Genomic DNA, 15339 nt, shown 5'->3' on the forward strand with positions numbered 1-15339 from the left:
GATCAGAGATTGGGCACCGGCACCGGATGGGTCGTGGCGCCCAGCCGATCGCGGATCTTCTGGTAGACCTCGGCACGGTGTACATGCACCCCGTTCGGCGCCTCCACACCGAATTTCACTTGGCTGCCGTTCAATTCAAGAATGTGTACGGCGATGTCATCACCGATAGAGATGACTTCGCCTACGGCGCGGCTTAAGACCAGCATGGCGGATGTCCTTATTAGCAATGAAAGGACCTCGACCATGCGCGCTCGGTGTCGGAGCATCAATGGCTTGCGACGAAATCAGGCAGGCCCTACGTACGCAGGTAAATTACCTGACAGACCGCTACCGGCTCAGGCCTTGGCAGCCTGAGCCTTGGCGCGCATCTTGTCGGCCATAGTGGTCATTTCATCATAGAGCAACTGCGGATTCTTCTGCTTCAACGCCCAGGCCATGCGCCCCTGTTCGTGGGGCAGGATCATGAACTCACCCGCCGCGACGCGTTGATAGATGTAATCGGCGATATCCGCCGCCGAGATCGGCGAACTCTCCAGCAGCTTGCCCACTTGGGCCTTCATCGCTGGGGTCGGTCCACGGAACGAGTCGAGCAGGTTGGTCTGGAAGAACGATGGGCAGACCACATGCACGCCGACCTCCTGTTGCTTGAGTTCCACCAGCAGGCTTTCCGACAGCGCTACCACGCCAGCTTTGGCCACGTTGTAGTTGCTCATCGCCGGCCCCTGCATCAGCGCGGCCATGGACGCGATGTTGATGATACGGCCCTTGCTCTTTTCCAGCAGCGGCAGGAACGCCTTGCACCCCTTGACCACGCCCATCAGGTTGATTGCGATCTGCCAGTCCCAGTCCTCCAGGGACAGTTCGGCAAAGAAGCCTCCCGAGGCGACGCCGGCATTGTTGACGATCACATCAACCCCGCCGAGCTTTACCTCGCAGGCTTGGGCGAATGCAGTGAGCTGGCTGTAGTCGCGCACGTCGCAACGCTGGACGAAGCCATCACCCCCGGCTTCACGCACCAATTTGAGGGTTTCCTGCAGCCCCGGCTCGCTGACATCCGACAAGGCCAACTGCCAACCCTCGCGGGCCCAACGCAGCGCGATTTCACGACCCAGGCCGGACCCGGCGCCAGTGATCATCATGCGATTTTGCATAGAAAGTTGCCTTGTGGTTCACGGAAGAAGTGACCGGCAGTGTAGCGAAGGTTTTTCCAGCCCCCACCCACCATCAGATTGATGAATGCCCCTGGCAAACCAGCGGCTGGGTCGGAGGGTTGCATATAGCCTAAGTTCAATATTTTTCAACTAATCGGGCGCAGTTGCGAACTGCATTAAAAGAAATAAGCAAGTGTGCGAAATGCTTTAAAAAAATACTGAATTTTCCACCAGGGGCACCAGTCGGAGTTGTTAAGGCGTTCGTTATTAAACTGCGGGCCTATCGTTAAATAACCGGTCTTTGCAGAAGGCCAATAAGGAAAAAAAACCATGAGCCTCATTCTGATCATTATCTTGATCCTCCTGCTGGTCGGTGGTCTGCCAGTGTTCCCTCACTCGCGTAACTGGGGTTATGGCCCGTCGGGCATCCTGGGTGTGGTACTGGTGGTCCTGCTGGTGCTGTTGTTGCTCGGTCGGATATAAACGCCGGGCAAAAAAAAGAGGCCTTTTAAAGGCCTCTTTTTTATTGCCGGTTAATTAATCCGGCTTGCCGTCAATCACACCGGCGGTGTTATCCAACAGGCTCTTGGTAGCCGTCTGCAGGAACGACTCAAGTTTCTGCCTCAGTGCCGCCTCGTCCGGCGATTCAGCAATCACTTTACCGGTCGGGTTGGCGCCCAGTTCGTATTCCCACAGCTTCGGTGGCATTTCCTTGGGCAGTACCAGTACACGGTCGCCGGTGAGCAATGCCACGGTCTGGTCGCTGCCCGATGGCTTGATCACGCCGAAACCTTTATCGCCTTCCGGCAGGTTCAACAGGTCACGGCCCCAGCACTGGTGCAGGGTCTCGCCGCCCAGGCGCCCCATGATGGTCGGCACGATGTCGATCTGAGTACCGACGGTATGGTTGCGCTCGCCGAACTTCTCCTGCATGCCCGGTGCGATCATCAGCATCGGCACGTTGAAGCGGCCCAGGTCCATTTCGGTGATTTGCTGCTCGTTGCCGAAGCCATGGTCGCCGACGATCACGAACAGGGTTTCCTTGAAATACGGCTCTTTGCGGGCTTTCTCAAAGAACTGACCCAGGGCCCAGTCGGAGTAGCGCATCGCGGTCAAATGCTCGTCGAGGCTGCCACGGCCAGTGACTTTGTCCACCGGCAACGGGGTCGGCAAAGCGTACGGCGTGTGGTTGGACAGGGTTTGCAGCAACGCGTAGAACGGCTTGCCGCCTTCACGGGCTTTCAACTCTTCCAGGCCACGGTTGAACATGTCCTGATCGGACACGCCCCAGGTGGGGTCAGAGAACACCGGGTCGACAAAGTCGTTGCGACCGATGAAATTGGTCATGCCCTGGTTGCTGAAGAAGCCCGACTGGTTGTCCCAGGCGAAGTCGCCGTTGTAGACATACACGTCGTCAAACTTGCGTGCGCTGAGCAACTGCGGCAGGCCCGACAGCTTGTGGCTGCCTTCCGGGGTCTGCATCAGGTATTCGAAGGCGGGCAGGTTCGGGAAGCACGCCATGGTCGCGAACATACCCTGGTGGGTATGGGTGCCGTTGGAGAAGAAGCGGTCGAACAGCAGGCCTTCCTTGGACAGTTTGTCGAAGTACGGCGTGATATTGCCCGGACGACCCAGCGCCCCCACCGAGTGACCGGCGAAGCTTTCCATCAGGATCACGACGACGTTTTTGATCGGCAGGGTTTTCTCGGCCGGTGGCGTGAACTCGCGGCGCACGGCGGCGGTGTCGGTATCCACCAGTTTTTCCGTCGGCAGCACCAGCATGTCGCGCACGGTCTGGGTTGCCAGCGGCTGCTCCAGCGTGGCTTTCCAGGTGTTATCCCGGTGTTCCGAGAAGCGGGCCTTGGCCGCGCCGATCAGCGACAGCGTGCCATTGAGGCCCAACTGGTTGGCGAAGTTCGAGTCGGTGGTGTACACGTCACCCCAACGCAGCGGCGGGCCCTGGCGCAGGGTGCCACGGGCGGCGACCACGGCGATCAGCAGGCAGACCACGAACACCGCGATGCGCGAGTACCACGGCGCGACCTGGCGGGTGCCGATGCTGCCACCGCTGAAGGGGCCGCGCGGGCGTGTCGCACGGTCGGCACCTTTGAACGCCATGCTGAGGATCAGCGTGCCCACGGCCCAGGCCAGCAGGTAGCGCACCACCGGGAAACCGTACCAGAGCATGCTCATCACGGTTTTCGGGTCTTCCTTCACGTACTGGAAGACCAGGCCGTTGAGGCGCTGGTGGAACTCGCGGTAGAAGTCCATTTCCATCAGGCCCAGGAACAGGGCAATGCTGGACGCCACGGTCAGCCAGAAACGAAAGAACCCGCGGGCTGCCATTGCTCGTACGCTGAACAGTGCCAGCAGCAACGGAATGATCAGGTACACCACCAGACGCAGGTCCAGGCGCAGGCCGTTGGCGAACGCTTCAAGGAAGGTCGAGGCCGGCGTATCGAGGATCATCTCGCGGTTGTAGACCAGCAGCGCCAGGCGCAGCAGGGAGAACATCACCATCATGACCAGTGCGCAGAGCAGCGTGTATGCCAGATGGGATTTGACGGTCGGTTGCAGCAGGCGATTAGAAGCTCGCTGCTGACTCAGGGCGTCCGGGTTTGCCATGTCGTTTCAGGACCCATTGGAAGTTTAAGTGACGAAGTGGTGCAGTGGCGCGAATGGTGCCCGATCAATCACAGCAAGGCTATTAATTACTGAACGAGCAGCGCCGTCCCGCGTTTAAGACACCTTGAGGCAGGGCCTTGGCAGGGAGATTCAACCGGCGAATTGTCTTGGATAAGATGTGAAAATTGTGTGCAGCGAATATTTCGATACACAAATCTCAGGGGTGTGGTGAGAGGGTTCACCGGAGATCGGATGGGGCTGCTTCGCAGCCCGGCGCGGGGCAAGCCCGCTCACCACAACAAGCCCGCTCACCACAACAAGCGCGGTCACCACAGCGAGCCCGCGCCTACATGGATTGTGCTCACTCTAGAGCCGCACATTTCCCCGTGGCCCGGCGATCGCCCAGATGATCAGGCCCAGCACCGGCAGCAGGAGGATCAACAGGATCCACAGCACCTTGGCGCCCGTGCTCGCGCCGCTTTTGAATACGTTGATGATCGCCCAGATATCCAGCGCCAGGATAATCAGCCCGATCAAGCCATTAAAAGTGGAACCCATGGTGTTGCTCCTAAAGTGAGGGCATGCACCTTTAGGATAGCCAGCCCTGGCCGGGGTTCCGTTTTATTTCAGACGTGGACGGCAACTTTCAGCGCTTCCAGGGAGGGTTCGGCCTTAATGCCGACTTCGGCACACAGCTCGAGCACGCGCGGCAGGTCGTTACCGTAGACCAACACGGCCTGGATCTCGTCATCCAACGGTTGGCTGAAGTTGAGCAGCACATAGCCGCCGTCTTCCGGGCTGAGCGCGCTCATCTGGATCTGGATACGGTTCAGGGCCGTCAGGGCTTCGGTCTTGGCCAGTTGCTTGGGCGTGAGATTGAACGCCACGCCTGGGCCGAACGACGCGACGATCTGCGCGAACAGGTCGCCGTAGGTGTCGGCCTGGAACACCACGGTGTCCGGCAGGCTGCCAACCACGACCCACTCCCCCAACGGAATGGGGAATGTGTCGTCGTAGTTGATATCCGGGTTGGCCGCCAGAAACGCCACCGGGTCCGCGTAGGCCTGCGCCGCTTCATCGGCGATACGCGCCACCTCGTCCTCGCCCATGACGCCGGCGCTGATGTTGCTGATAAGTTCGACGAGGGCGGCTTTCATGGGGTGATCCTGTAGCGGGCTGGTTTTCGAGGGCGCAAAGCCTACACCAGTTTTTGCAATTGCGCCGCCGTATCCACCGCGCCCATGGTTTGCGCGGCGGCCAATGCCGTCGCGCCCTGGGCATCGGTGGCCTTGGGGTTGGCGCCCTGGCCGAGCAGGTAGTCGACCATTTCAACGCGATTGAACATCGCTGCCATCATCAATGCGGTACGGCCATCGGAAGAGGCCGCCTCGACCGGCGTACCGCCTTCGATCAGCGCCTTGACCACTGGCAGGTTGCCCTTGAACGCCGCACCGGCGATCGGCAATTGGTTCTTGTCATTGGCGATCAGCGGATCGGCCTTGAATTCCAGCAGCACTTTTACCGCCTCGGCATGGCCGTGGTAGGCCGCGAGCATCAGCAAGGTGTCGCCATTGTGGTTACGAAAGTTGGCCGGCAAGCCTTTGGCCAGCAACGCGGCGAGCATGGCGGCGTCGCCTTTGCGGGCAACGTCAAACACCTGCTCGGCAAATTCTGCGGCTTCGTCGTCGGTCATCTGTTTGGCTTGGTCTGACATGTGGGACGGCTCCGTGTGTGGTCCTTTATAGGCGCCCAGTGTCGCGATGGAGTTCCCACCTGTCATGGCTTTTTTGTCAAAAGCCCCCATAGGCATATTCAATAGCGCTGCCTTTAATAACGAAAGTGCCCACCCTGAATCTGCGCCAACAACTGGCCGGTCACTGGCACGTAGCAGTCCGACCCCGGCAGCCAGGCGTAGACCGGATCATTGCCCGCCTTGTCCGGGTCGAACGCTTCCTCCTTGAGCCGTACCTTCTGGTACTTGAAGGTCCCCGTGGTTTCCATCTTCACCTTGATCCGCAGAAACAGCGGCACCGCATAGTGCGGCAACTGACCGTGGGCAAATTGCAGCAACTCACGCATGTCCAGCGCGGCCAGGGATTCGCTCGGGGTGATGGCAACCATCCCGGCGCGACCATTGGTGTTTTCGATTTCCACCCCATAGGCCACTGCTTCGGCGATCTGCGGGTGCTGCAACAGGACGTTTTCCACTTCGGTGGTGGAGACGTTTTCGCCCTTCCAGCGGTAGGTATCCCCCAAGCGGTCGACAAATTGCGCGTGGCCGAAGCCAATACTGCGCACCAGATCGCCGGTGTTGAAATAGCGGTCGCCCTTCTCAAACACGTCAGTGAGGATCACCTTGCGGTTTTTTTCCGGGTCGGTGTAGCCGTCATAAGGGGATTTTTCATCGATTCTCGCCAACAACAGCCCCTGCCCGCCCTTCTTCACTTTATGCATGAAACCATCGCTGCCACGCAGCGGCTCACCGGTGTCGTGGCCGTAGTCCACCAGCGCCCAGTGCTGCAGGCAAAAGCCGACGGTGTTGTCAAAATTCAATACGTTGGTGAAGCCGATATTGCCGTCGCTGGCGGCATACAACTCGCACACATGCTCGACGCCATAACGCGCCTTGAACTGCGCCCACACGCCAGGACGCAAGCCATTGCCGACCATCTTGGTCGCGCGGTGATCACGGTCGTTTTCGCTGGCTGGCTGATCGAGCAAGTACCGGCACAACTCGCCGACATAACCGAGGGTGGTCGCCTCGAATCTGCGGACATCGCCCCAGAACTGGCTGGCACTGAATTTACGCCGAATGGCGAAGCCCGACGCCCCGACCACTGCCGAGCCCCAGCACACACACAGGCCAGTGGCATGGTAGAGCGGCAAGGTGCAATAGAGGACGTCGTCCGGCCCCATGTCCAGGGCAATGCGGCCGAAGCTGATGGCGGTCTTGGTCCATCGGCCATGTTTCATGATGCCGGCCTTGGGCAATCCCGTCGTGCCGGAAGTGTAGATATAGAAGCAGGGATCGTTAAAGAAGATCTGCGCTGCGCTGGCGAGGTTCTCCACCGGACATTCAGCGCTGGCGGCCATCAGGTCGCTGTACCCCTCGGGCACCGCCGCGCCCTGCTGCTCGGCGACGAACCAGCTGCGCTGCGCAGGGATCGCCACCTGATCGCGCACCGCCTCATAGGCGGCCACCAATTCCGCCCCCACCACAATCGCCGCCGGGCTCACCAGCGTCAGGCTGTGCACCAGCGCCCCGTGGGTTTGCGCGGTATTGAGCATGGCGCAGACACCGCCCAGCTTGGCCACGGCCAGCACGCTCAACAATAATTCGGGACGGTTTTCAATAAACATCGCCACCACATCGCCCTTGCCGATGCCTTTTTCTTGCAGGTGGCGGGCGATGCGATTGGCCTGCTGGTTGGCTTCGGTGTAACTGATCACACGGTCGCCATACAGCAAGGCGGTTCCCTGCGGGTTACGCAGGGTGGCTTGTTCGAAGTGCCAGCCCAGTCCGCAGGGCTGCTCGGGGTCGGTGACATTGGCAGCACGCATCCCTCGCACCACGCGCGGCATGGCACGCACAATCGCGGGCACCTTACGCAGCATCATGCGCCAGGTGATCATGTCATTTTGCGAGTGGCTCATGGAGGAACGTCCTTTTTCTTATTCTTCGAATGATCCTGTAACACCCGTGCGCCCATAGGCGAGAGACCGAGTGCCTTGCAGGAAAATACGTCAGCCCTTCTTCGGCTGTACACGCGGGATTTGAAAAGTTTTGTATCCCAAGGGGCGACCGCTGATAAAAGGAATTTCGCGGTGCTGGCGCAGTCATTTAAGAATGAGGCGCGCCCGCTCAACCCGGCTGAGCCACGCAAAATGCAGGATGCATGATGGCCATTCATGCAAATTGCACGAAATCGAAAATTTGTTATTTTTTTAAGTGATTGTTTTATAAAGATATTTTATCTAACCGCTAGATGGCACAATCACTGCACCTATCACTCCATGCTTGCCAACTTGAGCCAACGGAGCTGATAGACATGAGCCTGATCCAAGATAAATTCGCTTCAGTATTCTCCAACTACGACGTCACCACCCAGCCTCGCCCAGACGGCGGTATCCTGCTGACGCTGCGCAACAGCGAAGGTAAGCAGGTCAAGCGTTCGATCTCCTATCAGCAGTTGCACACTGCCGATCAGCTGACCTGGGTGATCAGTGCCATTCGCCGCGACCTGGCGGAACAAGCCAGCGAGCTGCCGCAGATTTCCATGCTGCAAAGCCAGAACCGCTTTGCCCTGCCGACTTATCATTCGGCTTAAACGCCAGGCCGTAAAAAGGGCCGTGACACCGTTGAGTGTCGCGGCCCTTTTTTTGCCTTCAGCAAAGTCCCTGACGCGCCGCTTCGTTCATCGCCTGCACACGGTTACTGACTTCCAGCTTGCCGTAGATATTGCGCAAGTGAAATTTCACCGTGGCTTCGGACGTGGTGCGAATCTGGCTGATCTCCCAGACGGTCTTGCCTTCCGAGGCCCAGCGCAGGATCTCTAACTCCGCCGGGGTCAGCGGTTTTCCCGCCAGGTTCAGACGTCGTCTGACCGCATTGGGCACCGTATACGGTGGTATCAATAATTCCTTGGGGGCGTTCATTCAATCCTCTCCTTATTTTCTGTCTCTGCCGCGCCACATTCGGATTCCTCCTATTGACAGGCGACATAAACGTTGATGCCGGAGAGAGTTACATAACGAGTGGTATTAAGGCGCAGGGCCCAGAATAAACAGCCGAGCCTTACAGAAGTTTAAGTTTCTTCCCACAGAAACTTCCAACCTATAGGGATTGTAGTTTCTGATAAATCTCGGTTAGTCGTCCAAGCCAGGGAAGTGCCGGGCGATAGTGTCGCCCGTCAATAGGGGCACCAGCCCTTGTGCGGTATTGAAACACCGCAAGGCAACACAATGCGGGTTCTCGCCCATATCGAACCAGTGCTTGATACCGGCCGGGATCACCAACAGGTCATTTTTCTCACAGCGCACGGCGTACACGTAGTCGCCAATGTGCAGGGAAAACAAACCCTGCCCCGCGATGAAAAAACGCACCTCATCTTCGCTGTAGCAGCGCTCGTCAAGAAACTGCGCACGCAGTTCAGCCTTCTGCGGGTGATCGCCGGTCACGCGTACCACCTCAATAGCCTCGTAGCCAAGGGCATCAATGTGCATCTGGTACGCCGCAATCATTTCAGCGTCACTGGCCCCCTGCCCTATCGGGCTCGGCTGCCAGCGTTCAAAGCGCACGCCGTGCTCCGCCAGGGTCGCGGCGATATCGTCAAAATGGGTCAGGACCTTGTTCGGCGTGTCCGGTGAAGCGGCGGAGTAAACAGCGACATAGCTCATTGAAGGGTTCCTTGGTTCTGCTCTTGCAATCGAAGACCGATGATAGCGGCGGCGGCCAGGGCCGCGACGCTGGCGATGCTGAAGGTCAGGGTCGGCCCCAACAGGTTCCAGCTGTAACCGGAATAAAGGGCACCCAGCGCACCGCCGGTACCCGCCAAGGCGGCGTACAACGCCTGGCCCTGGCCTTGTTGCTTATCGCCAAAACTGCGTTGCACGAAGGCAATCGCCGCGGCATGGAAACTGCCGAAAGTGGCGGCGTGCATTACCTGCGCCACTAACAGCACCCAGAAAAACTCGGCAAACGAGCCCAACAGCAACCAACGCAGCGCCGCCAACAGGAAACTGGCCAGCAGCACCCGGCGCACCGAAAAGCGCGAGAGGATGCGGCTCATCGCCAGGAACATCAGCACTTCCGCCACCACGCCCAGGGCCCACAGCAGGCCGATCACGCCACGGCTGTAGCCCAGGTGTTCGAGGTGCAGGGTCAGAAAGGTGTAATACGGGCCATGGCTCATTTGCATCAACGCCACACAGGCATAAAACGCCAGCACGCCAGGGCTGCGCAATTGTTTCAGGAAGCCATCGCCAGCCAGGCGATTGCCGTGGGTGGTGGGCTGCGCATTCGGCACCCACAGGCTGGCGCCAATGATGCCGGCCATGATCACCACGACGACGACCGGGTAGATGTCCAGGCTCAGCCAATCGAACAGGCGACCCATGATTACCACGGTGAGGATGAAACCGATGGAGCCCCACAGGCGGACCTGGCTGTAGCGGGAGGTCTGTTTTTGCAGGTGCGCGAGGGTGATCACTTCAAACTGCGGCAACACCGCATGCCAGAAGAACGCATGCAAAGCCATCACCAGGGCCAGCCAGGCGTAGGTGTGGCTGACGAAGATCAGCGAAAAACTTGCCAGGGTGCACACCGCGCCAAAGCGTACGATCGCCAGGCGCCGACCGGTGTAGTCGCCCAGCCAGCCCCACAGGTTGGGCGCCACGCAGCGCATCAGCATGGGGATGGCCACCAGCTCGCCGATGCGCGCGCTGGAGAACCCCAGGTGATCGAAGTACAGCGCCAGGAAAGGCGCGGTCGCCCCGAGGAGGGCGAAGTAGAAGAGGTAGAAGCTGGAGAGGCGCCAGTAGGGAAGTGGGGGCGTCATGTCGATTTTTGGGGCTGCTTCGCAGCCCAGCGCGAGCAAGCTCGCTCACTACAACGACAGCAAGCGCGCCTGCCATGACAGGCTGTCACAGCTGGCCCAGCACCGGCGTACTCACGCGCACATTGGCGTTTTGCCCACGGTTGCGCAGCAGGTGGTCCATCAGCACGATGGCCATCATTGCTTCGGCAATCGGCGTGGCACGGATGCCGACGCAAGGGTCATGGCGGCCCTTGGTGATCACGTCCACCGGGTTGCCGTGCACATCGATCGAACGGCCCGGCGTGGTGATGCTGGACGTCGCCTTGAGCGCGAGGTGCGCCACGATCGGCTGGCCGGAGGAAATACCGCCGAGGATGCCGCCTGCGTTGTTGCTGAGAAAACCTTCCGGGGTCAGCTCATCGCGGTGCTCGGTGCCGCGCTGGGACACGCAGGCAAAGCCGGCGCCGATCTCTACACCCTTGACCGCGTTGATGCTCATCAGCGCGTGAGCCAGTTCAGCGTCGAGGCGGTCGAAGATAGGCTCGCCCAGGCCGGGTTTAACGCCTTCGGCCACCACCGTGATTCGGGCACCGACGGAATCCTGGTCGCGGCGCAGCTGGTCCATATAGGCCTCCAGCTCCGGTACTTTGTCCGGGTCGGGGCTGAAGAAAGCATTGTCTTCGACGCTGTCCCAGGTTTTGAACGGGATTTCGATCGGGCCCAACTGGCTCATGTAGCCGCGAATAATGATGCCCTGGGTGGCCAGGTATTTCTTGGCGATGGCACCCGCGGCCACACGCATGGCCGTTTCGCGGGCCGAGCTGCGGCCGCCGCCACGGTAGTCGCGTTCACCGTATTTATGGTGGTAGGTGTAGTCGGCGTGAGCCGGGCGGAACAGGTCCTTGATCGCCGAGTAGTCCTTGGACTTCTGGTCGGTGTTGCGAATCAGCAGGCCGATGGCGCAACCGGTGGTGCGGCCTTCGAACACGCCAGAGAGAATTTCGACTTCGTCGGGTTCCTGGCGTTGGGTGGTGTGGCGGCTGGTGCCGGGCTTGCGGCGGTCGAGGTCACGCTGCAAGTCCTCCAGGGACAGCTCGAGGCCGGGCGGGCAGCCATCGACAATGGCGACCAACGCCGGGCCATGGCTTTCGCCCGCGGTGGTGACAGTGAACAGCTTGCCGAAGGTATTGCCGGACATGCAGGGCGCTCCGTGAAATCAGTTGAATCAAGTCAACCGTAATAACTTAAGGCGGCCAGTATACGCAGGCTAACCGACTAGTTCATCCTCGAAACCTTACCGGTAGACCTTGGTCCAACCGGCACCTTCCTCATGATGGCGCGATGATGCTTCGAGTTCTGCTTTTGACCCTCACTCTATTTTCCAGCCTTGGCTTCGCCGCCTCCCCTGTCGTGCTGCAACGGCCCATCAGCCTGGACACCGGCAGTGGCGAGCTGTTTGGCTCGCTGTTGCTGCCCCAGTCCGACACCCCCGTGCCGGTGGTGCTGATCATCGCCGGTTCCGGCCCCACCGACCGCAATGGCAACAGCGCCGACGGCGCGCGCAACGACAGCCTCAAGCGCCTGGCCTGGGTACTGGCGCGGCATAACATCGCCAGCGTGCGCTACGACAAGCGCGGTGTGGCCGCGAGCCTGGCCGCCACGCCGGATGAACGCAACCTGACCCTGGACGCCTATGTGTCCGATGCAGTGGCCTGGGGGAAACTGCTCAAGGCCGACAAACGCATGGGCCCGCTGATTGTGCTGGGCCATAGCGAAGGCGCCCTGGTGGCCGCCCTTGCCGCGCCGCAACTCGATCCGGCAGGCGTTATTTCATTGTCCGGCAGCGCTCGCCCCGTGGACCAGGTGATCCGCCAGCAACTGGCTGATCATTTGCCCCCGGCCCTGTTGCTGCGCAGTAATGAGATCCTCGATCACCTCAAGGCCGGCCAGGTGGATGCCGATGTGCCTGGCCCGCTGGAAGGTATTTTCCGACCCAGTGTGCAGCCCTACCTGATCAGCCTGTTTCGCGCCGATCCCTCGGCAGCCTTCGCCAAGCTGCGTATGCCCGCGCTGATCATCCAGGGCACCAACGACATCCAGGTGGGCGTCGGCGACGCCCAACAGCTGAAAAAAGCCAAGCCCGACGCCCAGTTGACGGTGATCGAAGGCATGAACCACGTGATGCGCATCGTGCCCAACGACGTAAAGCAACAATTGGCCTCCTACAATGACCCGCAACTGCCTCTCGCCGCCGAGCTGGGCAGTCGCCTGGTGCGCTTTATCGACGGACTTCAGCCCCGTTAAACGACAAATTGCCTCCAGTCCTGACAAAAACGGCCGATAAGCCCAGGGTCGACAGTAAAAAGACTGTCGACTGGCTGGGTTTGGACAGGATCGCACGCATGACAACCACTGAAGCAACACCGGAACCGACTGCCGAGAGCCCGGCTGAAAAAACCGAGGCCGTCGACACGGCGCCCCTGCCGTGGGCGGAGGTTCAGGCCGAGCATTTCAAGATGCTGCGGTTGGCGCCCCTGGCCATCGACCGCGCCACCGGTGTGCGGCCGTTGCGGTTCGTGCAGTTCGGCTATGCCGAGCGCAATGACAAACACCACAGCCTGTTGCGCATGGTCATCCAACTGCCGGGCCAGCGGGTGCGCCGTGAGCAGAACCACTTGGACATTTGGGTCGATCACGACAAACACCGCGTGCACTTCGGCCCTGGCAACAGCCTGGAAATCGAACCGGCCAACCGAGGCATCGGGCGCTTCCTGGTCGCTCAAGGCGCCGCCTGGGCGAAGAAGAAGTGGTCACATTACCGCGTCGACGGTGTCGACCTGGCCAACAAAGACGCGTTGAACGAAGCCACCCGCCTGCGCCGCGATCATTTCCTGCGTGTCCAGGGTTTTGATGTGGCCTACGCCGATGTGCAGCACCTGAAGGGCAACGTGCAGCCCGGCAAGGTCAGCGATGTGCTGGACAGTTGGAACACCGAAAAAGTGCAGTTCGTGGAGATTCTCGAAGCGGCGCAGATGCTGCAACAGGCCGAGCAGAACCTGATGGAGCAGGAAGTGAAGCTGCGCAAGGAAGAGGAAAAGGTCACCAAGTTCAAGCGTGAAGACAGCGGGCTGCGCTTTACCATCACGTGCCTGGTGGCGTTCACGGTGTTTCAGGCCGGGCTGTTGATCTGGATTGCCACGCACCGGTAAGTCGGGGCGTACCTGACTGTACCGGTTCCAGCGGTGGGAGGGGGCTTGCTCCCTCCCACATTGACCGGTTTAAACGCGGGCGGCGAAGACGGCCTGATGCTGGCGGCACTGCTCCGCCGTCAACATGAACACCCCGTGCCCACCGCGCTGGAAGTCCAGCCAGGCGAAGTCCACTTCCGGGTACAGCGCCTCGACATGCACCTGGCTGTTGCCCACTTCAACAATCAGCAAACCCTTCTCGGTCAAGTGGTCCGCCGCCTCGGCCAACATGCGCCGCACCAGGTTCAAGCCATCATCACCGCAGGCCAGGCCCAGTTCCGGTTCGTGCTGGTATTCATCCGGCATGTCGGCGAAGTCTTCGGCATCCACATACGGCGGGTTGGACACAATCAGGTCAAAGCGCTGGCCCGGCAGACCGTCGAAACCATCACCCTGCACGGTGTACACGCGCTCGTCGACGCCATGGCGCTCGATGTTCTGGTTGGCCACTTCAAGGGCTTCGAAGGACAAGTCCCCCAGCACCACTTCGGCGTCCTGGAACTCATAGGCGCAAGCGATGCCGATGCACCCGGAGCCTGTGCACAGGTCGAGGATGCGTGCCGGCGGTTGGGCCAGCCAGGGCTCAAAGCGGTTTTCGATCAGCTCGCCGATCGGCGAACGCGGGATCAGCACGCGCTCATCAACGATAAACGACATACCACAGAACCAGGCCTCTTTCAGCAGGTAAGCGGTGGGCACGCGCTCGTGGATACGGCGATGCAGCAAACGCTGAACGTGGGAAATCTCTTCTTCTTCCAGGTTGCAATCCAGGTAGCTGTCGGCAATTTCCCACGGCAGGTGCAAGGCGCCGAGCACCAATTGCCGGGCTTCGTCCCAGGCATTGTCGGTACCATGCCCGAAAAACAGCTCTTCCCCATGGAAACGGCTGACAGCCCATCGGATGTGGTCGCGCAAGGTGCGCAGGCGGGAAGTGATCACGGGGGCAAACTCCTGGAAAAAACGACTGGCGATTCTAACAGTCTTCACCGGTACCGACGATGTACGAAACCCCTTCGCCATCCGTCGGAATTCATCCAAATTGCCATCATTGGGTTAAACACGCACACCTCTTGACATGGCTGCACGCCAACAACGGCGTACCTTACGATGGTAGCGATTCACAGAACCGCTCAGCCAGTGGACAATGTCACAAAAGCCCCCCTCACAGGAGCCCCAGAATGTCCGTTCCAAAGACGATGTTTCAACTCAGCGGTCGTGGTTACGCAGCAGCGAACCTCAGCCATGCGACCCTCGTGATCATCGACGCCCAGAAGGAATACCTCAGCGGTCCACTCGCCCTCTCGGGCATGGACGCAGCGGTTGGCAATATCAAGCAACTGGTCGCCGCAGCCCGCAACGCCGGGCGCCCGATCGTGCATGTGCGCCACCTGGGCACCGTTGGCGGCCTGTTTGACCCGCAGGGCGAGCGCGGCGAGTTCATCCCGGGGCTCGCGCCTGAAGGCGACGAAACCATCATCGGCAAGCTGCTGCCCAGCGCGTTCCATGGCACCGGGCTGGAAAAGCACCTGCAGGACCTCGGCTCGCTGGACCTGATCGTCTGCGGTTTCATGAGCCACTCCAGCGTCAGCACCACCGTGCGCGCCGCCAAGAACCTGGGCTTTCGCTGCACCCTCGTGGAAGACGCCTGCGCCACCCGTGACCTGCCTTACAAAGGCGGCATCCTGAGCGCCGAACATGTGCAACAGACCGAAATGGCCATCATGGCCGACAACTTCGCCACCCTGGCGCTGACCAAAGATCTGATCTGATCGTCCTTCT

Annotated in this window: 17 protein-coding genes; 5 read left to right on the plus strand and 12 right to left on the minus strand. The window is 60.2% G+C overall.

Annotation, left to right across the window (positions count from 1 at the left end; all coding sequences use genetic code 11):
- Window positions 1-2 precede the first annotated feature (2 nt).
- Both csrA and QCBJ_RS26940 read right to left on the minus strand, forming a co-directional pair.
- Window positions 3-206: a carbon storage regulator CsrA gene (gene csrA, locus QCBJ_RS26935; RefSeq protein ID WP_015885093.1), complete on the minus strand. Its 204-nt coding sequence runs from the start codon at window positions 204-206 to the stop codon at window positions 3-5.
- 129 nt (window positions 207-335) lie between these two features.
- Window positions 336-1151: an SDR family oxidoreductase gene (locus QCBJ_RS26940; RefSeq protein WP_102061949.1), complete on the minus strand. Its 816-nt coding sequence runs from the start codon at window positions 1149-1151 to the stop codon at window positions 336-338.
- 330 nt (window positions 1152-1481) lie between these two features.
- Here QCBJ_RS26940 and QCBJ_RS26945 point away from each other — a divergent pair, with 330 nt between their 5' ends.
- Window positions 1482-1634 (plus strand): DUF3309 family protein, encoded by a 153-nt coding sequence (locus QCBJ_RS26945; protein ID WP_015885095.1) that lies wholly within the window; start codon window positions 1482-1484, stop codon window positions 1632-1634.
- 54 nt (window positions 1635-1688) lie between these two features.
- On the opposite strand, the gene QCBJ_RS26950 is transcribed toward QCBJ_RS26945, so the two are convergent.
- From QCBJ_RS26950 to QCBJ_RS26970, 5 genes are all read right to left on the minus strand, one after another.
- Window positions 1689-3776: an LTA synthase family protein gene (locus QCBJ_RS26950; RefSeq protein ID WP_015885096.1), complete on the minus strand. Its 2088-nt coding sequence runs from the start codon at window positions 3774-3776 to the stop codon at window positions 1689-1691.
- A gap of 366 nt (window positions 3777-4142) precedes the next feature.
- The gene (locus QCBJ_RS26955; protein WP_015885097.1) at window positions 4143-4334 is read right to left on the minus strand and encodes a PLDc N-terminal domain-containing protein; all 192 of its coding nucleotides are present in this window, start codon (window positions 4332-4334) and stop codon (window positions 4143-4145) included.
- Window positions 4335-4402: 68 nt separating this feature from the next.
- Window positions 4403-4933 carry a hypothetical protein gene (locus QCBJ_RS26960; RefSeq protein ID WP_015885098.1) on the minus strand — a complete coding sequence of 177 codons (531 nt, stop codon included), beginning with the start codon at window positions 4931-4933 and terminating at the stop codon, window positions 4403-4405.
- A gap of 41 nt (window positions 4934-4974) precedes the next feature.
- Window positions 4975-5490 carry an ankyrin repeat domain-containing protein gene (locus QCBJ_RS26965; RefSeq protein ID WP_015885099.1) on the minus strand — a complete coding sequence of 172 codons (516 nt, stop codon included), beginning with the start codon at window positions 5488-5490 and terminating at the stop codon, window positions 4975-4977.
- Window positions 5491-5603: 113 nt separating this feature from the next.
- Window positions 5604-7430, minus strand: a complete 1827-nt coding sequence (locus QCBJ_RS26970) for a long-chain-acyl-CoA synthetase (RefSeq protein WP_102061950.1) — start codon at window positions 7428-7430, stop codon at window positions 5604-5606.
- Window positions 7431-7825: 395 nt separating this feature from the next.
- On the opposite strand from QCBJ_RS26970, the gene QCBJ_RS26975 reads away from it, so the two are divergent.
- Entirely contained in the window at window positions 7826-8104 is a 279-nt protein-coding gene (locus tag QCBJ_RS26975) for a DUF3509 domain-containing protein (protein WP_003172952.1), read from the plus strand.
- A gap of 58 nt (window positions 8105-8162) precedes the next feature.
- On the opposite strand, the gene QCBJ_RS26980 is transcribed toward QCBJ_RS26975, so the two are convergent.
- The 4 genes from QCBJ_RS26980 to aroC all read right to left on the minus strand — a co-directional run bounded on the left by QCBJ_RS26980 (window position 8163) and on the right by aroC (window position 11510).
- On the minus strand, window positions 8163-8432 hold the full coding sequence (locus QCBJ_RS26980) for a response regulator transcription factor (protein WP_102061951.1): 270 nt from the start codon (window positions 8430-8432) through the stop codon (window positions 8163-8165).
- A 210-nt stretch (window positions 8433-8642) separates the two neighbouring features.
- Window positions 8643-9173, minus strand: coding sequence for an acireductone dioxygenase (locus QCBJ_RS26985; RefSeq protein ID WP_015885102.1), 531 nt, complete (start codon window positions 9171-9173; stop codon window positions 8643-8645).
- Complete coding sequence (locus QCBJ_RS26990; RefSeq protein ID WP_015885103.1) at window positions 9170-10333, minus strand: MFS transporter; 1164 nt, start codon at window positions 10331-10333, stop codon at window positions 9170-9172. The genes QCBJ_RS26985 and QCBJ_RS26990 overlap by 4 nt, the downstream gene beginning before the upstream one ends.
- An 85-nt stretch (window positions 10334-10418) precedes the next feature.
- Complete coding sequence (aroC, locus tag QCBJ_RS26995) at window positions 10419-11510, minus strand: chorismate synthase (protein ID WP_102061952.1); 1092 nt, start codon at window positions 11508-11510, stop codon at window positions 10419-10421.
- 143 nt (window positions 11511-11653) lie between these two features.
- On the opposite strand from aroC, the gene QCBJ_RS27000 reads away from it, so the two are divergent.
- Both QCBJ_RS27000 and QCBJ_RS27005 read left to right on the plus strand, forming a co-directional pair.
- Window positions 11654-12616, plus strand: coding sequence for an alpha/beta hydrolase (locus QCBJ_RS27000; protein WP_015885105.1), 963 nt, complete (start codon window positions 11654-11656; stop codon window positions 12614-12616).
- A gap of 98 nt (window positions 12617-12714) precedes the next feature.
- Window positions 12715-13521, plus strand: coding sequence for a hypothetical protein (locus tag QCBJ_RS27005; protein WP_015885106.1), 807 nt, complete (start codon window positions 12715-12717; stop codon window positions 13519-13521).
- A 69-nt stretch (window positions 13522-13590) separates the two neighbouring features.
- Here the strand turns inward: QCBJ_RS27005 and prmB are convergent, their stop codons facing one another.
- Window positions 13591-14499 (minus strand): 50S ribosomal protein L3 N(5)-glutamine methyltransferase, encoded by a 909-nt coding sequence (prmB, locus tag QCBJ_RS27010; RefSeq protein WP_015885107.1) that lies wholly within the window; start codon window positions 14497-14499, stop codon window positions 13591-13593.
- A 239-nt stretch (window positions 14500-14738) separates the two neighbouring features.
- Between prmB and QCBJ_RS27015 the strand changes: the two genes are divergently transcribed.
- Window positions 14739-15329: a cysteine hydrolase family protein gene (locus QCBJ_RS27015; protein ID WP_015885108.1), complete on the plus strand. Its 591-nt coding sequence runs from the start codon at window positions 14739-14741 to the stop codon at window positions 15327-15329.
- Window positions 15330-15339: the final 10 nt, after the last annotated feature.

Origin of the sequence: Pseudomonas sp. QC2 (assembly GCF_002859085.1) — a bacterium.
In the GTDB taxonomy this organism is placed as follows: domain Bacteria; phylum Pseudomonadota; class Gammaproteobacteria; order Pseudomonadales; family Pseudomonadaceae; genus Aquipseudomonas; species Aquipseudomonas petroselini.

Bases quoted from the DNA above. Each gene is read 5' to 3' on its own strand.
- csrA (WP_015885093.1), bottom strand. From the start codon at position 206: ATGCTGGTCTTAAGCCGCGCCGTAGGCGAAGTCATCTCTATCGGTGAT.
- QCBJ_RS26940 (WP_102061949.1), bottom strand. From the start codon at position 1,151: ATGCAAAATCGCATGATGATCACTGGCGCCGGGTCCGGCCTGGGTCGT.
- QCBJ_RS26945 (WP_015885095.1), top strand. From the start codon at position 1,482: ATGAGCCTCATTCTGATCATTATCTTGATCCTCCTGCTGGTCGGTGGT.
- QCBJ_RS26950 (WP_015885096.1), bottom strand. From the start codon at position 3,776: ATGGCAAACCCGGACGCCCTGAGTCAGCAGCGAGCTTCTAATCGCCTG.
- QCBJ_RS26955 (WP_015885097.1), bottom strand. From the start codon at position 4,334: ATGGGTTCCACTTTTAATGGCTTGATCGGGCTGATTATCCTGGCGCTG.
- QCBJ_RS26960 (WP_015885098.1), bottom strand. From the start codon at position 4,933: ATGAAAGCCGCCCTCGTCGAACTTATCAGCAACATCAGCGCCGGCGTC.
- QCBJ_RS26965 (WP_015885099.1), bottom strand. From the start codon at position 5,490: ATGTCAGACCAAGCCAAACAGATGACCGACGACGAAGCCGCAGAATTT.
- QCBJ_RS26970 (WP_102061950.1), bottom strand. From the start codon at position 7,430: ATGAGCCACTCGCAAAATGACATGATCACCTGGCGCATGATGCTGCGT.
- QCBJ_RS26975 (WP_003172952.1), top strand. From the start codon at position 7,826: ATGAGCCTGATCCAAGATAAATTCGCTTCAGTATTCTCCAACTACGAC.
- QCBJ_RS26980 (WP_102061951.1), bottom strand. From the start codon at position 8,432: ATGAACGCCCCCAAGGAATTATTGATACCACCGTATACGGTGCCCAAT.
- QCBJ_RS26985 (WP_015885102.1), bottom strand. From the start codon at position 9,173: ATGAGCTATGTCGCTGTTTACTCCGCCGCTTCACCGGACACGCCGAAC.
- QCBJ_RS26990 (WP_015885103.1), bottom strand. From the start codon at position 10,333: ATGACGCCCCCACTTCCCTACTGGCGCCTCTCCAGCTTCTACCTCTTC.
- aroC (WP_102061952.1), bottom strand. From the start codon at position 11,510: ATGTCCGGCAATACCTTCGGCAAGCTGTTCACTGTCACCACCGCGGGC.
- QCBJ_RS27000 (WP_015885105.1), top strand. From the start codon at position 11,654: ATGATGCTTCGAGTTCTGCTTTTGACCCTCACTCTATTTTCCAGCCTT.
- QCBJ_RS27005 (WP_015885106.1), top strand. From the start codon at position 12,715: ATGACAACCACTGAAGCAACACCGGAACCGACTGCCGAGAGCCCGGCT.
- QCBJ_RS27015 (WP_015885108.1), top strand. From the start codon at position 14,739: ATGTCCGTTCCAAAGACGATGTTTCAACTCAGCGGTCGTGGTTACGCA.